This window comes from Dyella sp. AD56 (assembly GCF_002878475.1).
Classification (GTDB): Bacteria; Pseudomonadota; Gammaproteobacteria; order Xanthomonadales; family Rhodanobacteraceae; genus Dyella.
Map to the genome: position 1 here is coordinate 1 of NZ_NRDP01000047.1, position 7,780 is coordinate 7,780.

At 63.6% G+C, this 7,780-nt stretch carries 6 protein-coding genes; 4 read left to right on the forward strand and 2 right to left on the reverse strand.

Features of this window, described 5'->3' with window-relative positions:
- Nucleotides 1–91 precede the first annotated feature (91 nt).
- On the reverse strand, nt 92–2,029 hold the full coding sequence (locus DyAD56_RS23380) for an NAD-dependent epimerase/dehydratase family protein (RefSeq protein ID WP_102305237.1): 1,938 nt from the start codon (nt 2,027–2,029) through the stop codon (nt 92–94).
- Nucleotides 2,026–3,216, reverse strand: a complete 1,191-nt coding sequence (locus tag DyAD56_RS23385; protein ID WP_102305238.1) for a glycosyltransferase — start codon at nt 3,214–3,216, stop codon at nt 2,026–2,028. The genes DyAD56_RS23380 and DyAD56_RS23385 overlap by 4 nt, the downstream gene beginning before the upstream one ends.
- Nucleotides 3,217–3,629: 413 nt before the next feature.
- Between DyAD56_RS23385 and DyAD56_RS23390 the strand changes: the two genes are divergently transcribed.
- From DyAD56_RS23390 to DyAD56_RS23405, 4 genes are all read left to right on the forward strand, one after another.
- On the forward strand, nt 3,630–4,262 hold the full coding sequence (locus DyAD56_RS23390; protein WP_199179104.1) for a polysaccharide deacetylase family protein: 633 nt from the start codon (nt 3,630–3,632) through the stop codon (nt 4,260–4,262).
- A gap of 66 nt (nt 4,263–4,328) precedes the next feature.
- Complete coding sequence (locus DyAD56_RS23395) at nt 4,329–5,567, forward strand: hypothetical protein (RefSeq protein ID WP_102305239.1); 1,239 nt, start codon at nt 4,329–4,331, stop codon at nt 5,565–5,567.
- Between the two features lie 6 nt (nt 5,568–5,573).
- Complete coding sequence (locus tag DyAD56_RS23400; protein ID WP_102305240.1) at nt 5,574–6,518, forward strand: methyltransferase domain-containing protein; 945 nt, start codon at nt 5,574–5,576, stop codon at nt 6,516–6,518.
- Nucleotides 6,515–7,267: a glycosyltransferase family 2 protein gene (locus tag DyAD56_RS23405; protein ID WP_158241440.1), complete on the forward strand. Its 753-nt coding sequence runs from the start codon at nt 6,515–6,517 to the stop codon at nt 7,265–7,267. Before DyAD56_RS23400 ends, DyAD56_RS23405 begins: the two co-directional genes overlap by 4 nt.
- Nucleotides 7,268–7,780: the final 513 nt, after the last annotated feature.

Sequence of the window (7,780 nt, forward strand, 5' to 3'; positions counted from 1 at the left end):
GTAACCGAGGGGTGGCCTTGGTTCATTGAGAACGGTAGGGCCTTTACGGTCTCAGTGATCGCCTGAGTTGCACCGTCGAACAAGAGGATGGTCATGCGGTGCGCGTCCCTGCTGTATTTGACGCGACCCTCTCCACGCCCACCGACAAAGTGAGCAACCACCAGGTTGGCCAGCGCATCAGCTTCAGATCCTTGCCACGCTTGCGGCGCACCCGCTCCAGGTACTCACCCTGCGTGACGATGGCCGGATCCACCACATGCACCACCTGCCCTTTGGCGCCAGGTGTTTGCGCTGCCAGCAGCAACGCATCGACTACGTCATCCACGTACACCAGCGGCAACGTCTGCAACGGTGATCCCACAGCGATCCATCGGCCAGCAATGCCAAGCGTGCCGTTAGGCGTGACCTTTTCCGAGCCGGGTCCAATGATCTGCCCCGGGCGAATCACGACTGCCGGCAAGCCGTGATCGCGAATCGCATCGCGCACGTACGTCTCCGCCGTCAATTTGGTCTGCGTGTAGCTGCCACGCCAATCCGGATGAGGCTCCAGCGTCGATGTCTCGTCGATGGCCTCCGCCGGATTCCGCCCGGCGTGATCGAGCACGCTCATCGAGCTGACGTAGACCAGGGATTCCGTGCGGTGACGCAGGCAGGCATCGACGACGTTTCGCGTGCCCCACACCGTGCCGGCTTCGAACTCGCGTGGGCCGCCACCCATCGCGGCACCTACGTGGTAAACCACGCGCGCGCCTTGCACCGCATGATCAACGATGCGCGGATCACCCAGGTCACCCAGCACCACCTGCTGCGCTATGCCAGCTAGCCGTGGGTCGGGGCGACGCACCAGCACGCGGACGCTCTGCCCTTTGCGGCGCAAGGCATTAACCAGCGTGCGGCCGAGAAAGCCCGAAGCACCGGTCACCAGCGCATCCACAGGTTCCAGCGTTTCGATGCGCGCTTCCAGTTCCTGCCGGCGTTCCTCATCGGCTTGGCGGCAAGCGGCTTCCATCAGGGCAATCGGGCGTCGACCATCTTCCGCACTCACCGGCGGCGCCGTGCCGTCGAGCAGAGCGCGTGCAAACGCCTCGGCCCCGGACTGGATGCCGGGTGATGGCCGCAAGCTTCCCGTGGCGAAGCGCAATATGTTCCATGGGATGCGAAACACGTCGCGCAACGCGCCAACGAATGCCCCCATGACAATGCCGATGAATTTAGGCCCAGGCAGCACACGACGTACATGGCAGACCTGCAGGAAGCGGTCGACTTCGATCACACCACGTGTGCCTTGCACCACGATGCGGTTGAGCATCGGTCGCACGTTCCACGACAGCATCACGCGACCCGTGCCTTGCTCGCATTCAGCGAGCGCCTGCCACTCATCGAACTTCAACGTGGTCGAACGACCGGTGGAGCGGTAACGGATATCCACCCTAGCGATCTCGCCCAGGAAGGCCTCCATCGTATAGAGGCCATGCACGCCGAGGTCGCGGAACGGATACGAGCCCTGCGCCACCATTCCCGGCAAGGGACCGCCGCCGTAGGGCGGATAGTCGGAGCTGCGCCACACGTCCACCGCGACGAGATCGCCACAGACTCCGGCTGCAACCAGTTCCTTTGCGCGCATGATCATGGGGTCGAACAGATCGGAATGATCGACCGACAGCACGAGGCCTTTCTCACGCGCCTTGGCGATCATCGCATCGCACTCGGCCACTGAATCGGCCATGGGCTTTTCGACGAATACGTGACAACCCATATCGAGCGCGCGCAAGGTCAATGCGCAGTGACTGGACGGCGGCGTCAGGATGAAGATGGCGTTCGGTCGCCGCTTACCCAGTTCGGCCAGATCCGATGTGGCCCAGCCGATGTCATAGGTCTGCGCCAGCTTGTTGGCTGCGTCGAGATCCAGATCGCAGACACCCACGATCTCGACCTCATCGAGTCGCTTCAGCGCCTCAATGTGATAACGCGCGACATAACCGGCACCGACGATGCCGATACGCAAGCGCTTGTCGACGATAAGGCTCATCCTGTCACCCGACGATCGGCAAGAGTCATGTCCGCCGTGGCGAGCGACGTGGCGACTTCGCGCAGCACGTCCTCCACCCGGCGGTCCCAGGTCTGGTCCGCCACCGATGCCATGCGTTCGGCGGCACCGTGTTGCGGACCATCGGCAATGGCCTGATCGAGTGCGGCGAGGAAATCATCGCGACCATCCGCAATGCGTACCAGCGATGCGAAACGTGCAATCTCCGGATTGCCAACGGCAACCACGGGCTTTCCCGTGGCGAGGTACTCGCGCAGCTTGAGCGGGTTGGCGTTTTCCACCTGCCGGTTACGGCGATACGGAATGATGGCGACATCGAACGCCTTGGCCCATGCCGGCAGGCTTGTGTAGGGCTGCGCACCGGCCAGCACTACGTTCGGCAATGCATCCAGACCAGGCACCTTGATCGCCGCGTAGCCCACCAACAGAAAGGTCCACTGCGGTCGTCGTTGCGCCAGCCACGCAATGAGTTCCACGTCGATCCATTCATGGATCGAGCCAAAATAGCCCACCACCGGGCCCACGAAACCCCGCGCCGCTGGCGGCAGTTCGGTGGCCGGGTCGGACGCCTGAGCGAACAGCTTGGCATCCACCCCGTGGGGCGAAAAACGCGTCTGGGGATTCTGCGCCTGCTTGGCCGCCACCAGCGCGGGCGGCGCGACGAAGACAAGGTCGGCGGCTTTGGTGAGCGCCAGGTCGCTGGCGGCGATCACCTCCGCATCCACGCCGGGATGCGCCGCATAGTCGTCGATGCAGTAATACACGCAAAGGCTTTCACCCAGCCGGCGCGCAAGAAACCCTGGGTGCGGTGTGACGAACCACGATATGCGCTGGCGCCCGCCGAGCACCCGCATAGCGCGCCGAAGCGCCCACTGGCTGAACAGACGATTGAACAAAGGCACGCCCGGCACGCGGCGAAACGGCAACTGCGGAACGGTGCAGCGCCACAGACTATCCCCCACGCGTTGCGGCGGGCGCAGCGCCTCACGCAGCTTGCGTAGTGCGCGGCGCAGGTCGCGCCCGCTCGCCTGTGGCGCGCGCATGCCCGGTGAATCCACGTAGAGCACGGGCATGTGCGCGGCCAGCCGCTGAGCCACGTGATGGCTGCTCGTGCGGTTCTCGGCAAACCAGTCGTTGCCGAAGTAGACGACGCCGTAGCGCTCTAACATGCCCGCTCCGTAGCGAGGGCCGGGTGTGAAACCACCATGGCTGTCCCCTGTCCAGGTTGATCACGAGGAGCGAAGACCGCATGCAACCCCGGTTGCGTCGCCCTGTCTGCCCGGACGTCGGGTCCGGCCTGTATCGACGTGATGAGCCTAGCGCAACGCCCCTCGCGCTCACATAAGTCGAATTGCCAAGGCGGCGCTGGAAATAACGGCTTTTTCCGCTGTCCGGCACAGGCATCCGCCCACCGGGCGAGGGCCATCGGCCGTTCGCCATAGCCTTTCGGTCGCATGCGGTACTGACTATGTGCCCAATGGAACTCAGGCCCGCTTGGCGACACAGTGGGAACCATGAAAGCGGCGCCCGCGCGCCGCTGCGCCCGCCCCTCCTTTCCGTCCTTTCCGTGCGTGAAGTCGTCATGACGCTCCGACCGAAAAAGATGCAGCTGCTGCAATACCTGCCACGCGGGGTGGTGTCGACGCGCGCGTCGGAAGAGGAGAAGGCGCTATACCTCACGTTCGACGACGGCCCGCATCCCGACCACACGCCTGCCCTGCTCGAACTGCTCGGCCAGCATGGTGCCAAGGCGACGTTCTTCCTGATCGGCCGCGAGGCGGAACGCTATCCGCAACTCGTGGAACGCATCGTCGAAGAGGGACACGTGCTGGGTAATCACTCCTATAGCCACCCCATGTTCGATGCGCTCACGCACACCGAGCAGTGGGTGGAAGTCGAACGCACCGATGAGGTGCTGTCCAGTTTCGACGGGCGCAGCCATCACGGTTTTCGGCCGCCGCGTGGCGTGTTCTCCCTGCTGCTGACGCTGCGCTTTGCGCTCAACCGGCGCAAGCTCGCGTACTGGTCTTACGACACGTTGGACTACCAGGGACGGGAACCCGATGAGCTGGCCAATCGCCTCCGCGCGCAACCGCCTCGCGCTGGTGACGTGATGCTGATGCATGACGACAGCGACTGCTCGTTACGGATGCTCGAGTTGCTGCTGCCAGAGTGGAGGCAGCACGGTTTCACCTTTCGCGCGTTGCCGGCGTGAGCACGGCGAAGCGCAGCGTGTGGATCGCCACGCACTGGCGCTTCAAGCACTAACAGGGGACATGTGATGAGCCAAACCTTGGTCATCGTGACGCTGGTACTGGCGATGCTTCTGGCCTTGTTCTGCGCGGTAGCGTGGATGGCCATCCGCTCGCGCAATATGCAGGTATGGCTAGGCAGCTATCTGCGGCAGCGCCCCCGCCCCGCCGTCGAAGGCCCCACCCACATCATGTTCTGCTTCGTGGACCACTACGAACCAGCGTGGGGCCGCGTGGACCTGGAAACTCAGCGCCGCCGCGTCGACCGTTGGTACAAGGATTACCCCGCCATGGCCTCCCGCCATCGCGATGCCGATGGCCGCCCGCCGCAACACAGCTTCTTCTATCCCGAAGAAGAATACTTGCCGGAGCACCTGGACAAGATCGCCGGCCTTTGCGCGGATGGCTACGGCGAAATCGAGATCCACCTGCATCACGACAACGACACACCCAAGAATTTCTGCAACACCATCTCCCGCTTCAACGAACTGCTGCACGCCCGCCATGGCGCGCTATCGCGCGACCGGCACACCGGGCAACTGCGCTTTGGCTTCATCCACGGCAACTGGTCGCTGGACAACTCGCGTGCCGACGGCCGCTGGTGCGGGATCAACAACGAATTGATCCTGCTGCGCGAGCTCGGTTGCTACGCCGACTTCACCCTGCCCTCCGCGCCCAGCGAAACCCAGACGCGCACCATCAACGCCATCTACTACGCCACCGACGACCCCTGCCACCCGAAATCCCACAACACGGGCACGCCCGTGCGAGTGGACGGCACACCCACGGGCGACCTGATGATCGTGCAGGGCCCGCTCGGGCTGGACTGGAAGCGTCGGCGCAAGCTGATCATGCCGCGCATCGAAAACGCCGATGTGCGCCACAGTTGTCCGCCGACGCCGGAGCGTGTCGACGCGTGGGTGCGCACCGGCATCCACGTCGAGGGTCGTCCCGATTGGATCTTCATCAAGATCCACACGCATGGCACGCAAGAGCGTGATATGGACACGCTGCTCGGTGATCCCATGCATGCCATGCACGACCATCTTGAGAAGCACTACAACGATGGTCGGCGCTATGTACTTCACTACGTTACCGCGCGGGAAACCTACAACATCATCAAGGCGGCCGAAGCCGGCATGGAAGGCAACCCAGCGCGCTATCGCGACTTCGAACTGGCGCCGCCGCCTGGCGTAACGAAATGGACGCACCAGGACTCCGCCTTGGATGAGGCGGAGGCCATGGCTGACGTTCCTGGCATGGGGTGATACGTAATGCACTGGCGAGCCAAAGGCGTACTGCAAAAGCTGCTGGGACATATGCCCGGTGGCGAGCAAGCGCACTACGCGCTCCAGCGCCGCTTCGGCGGACTGCGCGGATTCACCCGCGAATTCGACATCAAGATGGACGACTGGCGACTGATGGCGGGCCACCTGCGCGAAGCTGGCCTGCCGATCGCCGGCGCACGCCTGTTCGAGATCGGCAGCGGCTGGTATCCCACGTTTCCCTTCGCCTGCTATCTCGGCGGCGCGAAGCGGATCATCACCGTGGATCTGAACCGCCATATCAAGCTTGATCTGGTACTCGACTGCGCCGACAACCTCGCCCGTCACACCGCACTGATCGCCGAGGCCTGCGGCGTGCCGGAGGCCGACGTACAGCGACGCCAGCAGCACCTGGCCGACCATTTGCGTAAGGGCAACGACATCGGCACCGCCACCGATGGCGTAGTGGTTTACCAGGCACCCGCGGATGCATCGAGCACGGCCCTACCTGCGCATGAACTCGACTGCGTGTTCTCCAACAGCGTGCTCGAACACGTAGTGCCGACGGCGGTGGATGGCATTTTCCGCGAAGCAATGCGCATCCTTGCGCCCGGTGGCGTGATGTTCCATTCAGTCAATTGTGGTGACCACTACGCCTACGTCGACCGCACAATCAACCAGCTCCATTACCTGCAGTACTCAGATCGCCAATGGCGACGCTGGGACAACGCCTTCCTCTACCAGAACCGCATGCGCGCCTATGAATTCGTCGACCGCGCGCTCGCTGCTGGCTTCGACATTGTCCTGAACACCGAATGCGCCCGGGAAAACCGTATGGCCGAACTGGCTTCGATGCACGTGCATCCCCAGTTCGCAGACATTCCCCCGGAACGCCTGTGCGTTACCTCCATCGACTTCATCGGCCGCAAGCAGCCACGGGATACCACACCATGAGCAGCGCACTGGTCAGCGTCGTCATGCCCGCTTACAACGCCGCCAAATACATCCGCGGCGCGGTGGTTTCCGTGCTATCGCAAACCTACCCATCGTGGGAACTGGTGATCGTGGACGACTGCTCCACCGACGAAACCCCCCACCTGCTCGACGCCCTGGCCGATGCCGACGAACGCATTCGCGTCATCCATGCCCGCACTAACGGTGGTGTGGCTGCCGCCCGCAACACTGCCATCCATGCCGCACTAGGCAGTCATATTGCCTTCCTCGACAGTGACGACGGCTGGCATCCGCGCAAGCTGGAGTGGCAGATGGAACACATGGAGGAAACGCGCTCACGCGTTTGCTACACCTCCTACGACCGCATCACCGAAGACGGCCACCTGCTCTCGCGCGTGCGCCCACCGGCATCCGTCGATTACGCACAAATGCTGCGAAGCAACCGCATCGGCAACCTCACCGGCCTCTACGACCGCGCCCTCGGCGATGCTGCCTTTCCTGCCGTCGGGCACGAGGACTATGTGTTCTGGTTGGAAATGGTGCGCCGCGCGGGACATGCCACCTGCGTCCCTGGCGATCAACCGCTGGCCTATTACCGTGTTCGCGAGGATTCGGTGTCGGCTGACAAGTGGCGGGCAGCGTGTTGGCAGTGGCGGATTTATCGGGATTTTGCGCGGCTCGGATGGTTGTCGTCGTCGTCCCATATGTGTCATTACGCGTGGGAGGCGGTGCGGAAACGGATGGCGTAGGTGGGGTGGTTGCGCTGTCGTGGACCGCGCTTGCGGTACCGGCGGGCACCATGGCGCGGTGACGCATTGCTCCCTCTCCCTTCGGGGAGAGGGGTTGGGGTGAGGGGTGGGTGGCTCGCCGTACCATTTCGATGAAACCGTCATCCCTGCGAAGGCAGGAGGCGCTTTTCAACAGCCGAAGGGCTGGTCATCCAGTTTCGTCAGTGGTCGGCTGTCGCCTCGTGCGCTACCGCGACCTGGCCGCTTACGCAGCGGGCGTTTCGACCTTCTACCGAAGGCCGAGTCACTTTTCTTTGCTTGCCCACGCACGCGCAGGAGCGCGTGCGAACGGCGAAGCCGGCCCGAAGGGCGGAGGGCAGGATGCCCGGAGTAAAGAAAAGTAACCCAAAGAAAGGGCACCCCCACTTGGCGCTGGCCGGTGAAGCCGGCCAGTTCGTGAGGGGCGGCCGGGCTTTTCGACAGGGCATCCTGCCCTGGCGAAAAGGGATCGGCATCCATGCCGATCCCCCTGCG

What these genes read in the sequence shown, in the direction of transcription:
- DyAD56_RS23390 (WP_199179104.1), top strand. Translation starts at nt 3,630, where the DNA reads ATGACGCTCCGACCGAAAAAGATGCAGCTGCTGCAATACCTGCCACGC.
- DyAD56_RS23405 (WP_158241440.1), top strand. Translation starts at nt 6,515, where the DNA reads ATGAGCAGCGCACTGGTCAGCGTCGTCATGCCCGCTTACAACGCCGCC.
- DyAD56_RS23385 (WP_102305238.1), bottom strand. Translation starts at nt 3,216, where the DNA reads ATGTTAGAGCGCTACGGCGTCGTCTACTTCGGCAACGACTGGTTTGCC.
- DyAD56_RS23380 (WP_102305237.1), bottom strand. Translation starts at nt 2,029, where the DNA reads ATGAGCCTTATCGTCGACAAGCGCTTGCGTATCGGCATCGTCGGTGCC.
- DyAD56_RS23400 (WP_102305240.1), top strand. Translation starts at nt 5,574, where the DNA reads ATGCACTGGCGAGCCAAAGGCGTACTGCAAAAGCTGCTGGGACATATG.
- DyAD56_RS23395 (WP_102305239.1), top strand. Translation starts at nt 4,329, where the DNA reads ATGAGCCAAACCTTGGTCATCGTGACGCTGGTACTGGCGATGCTTCTG.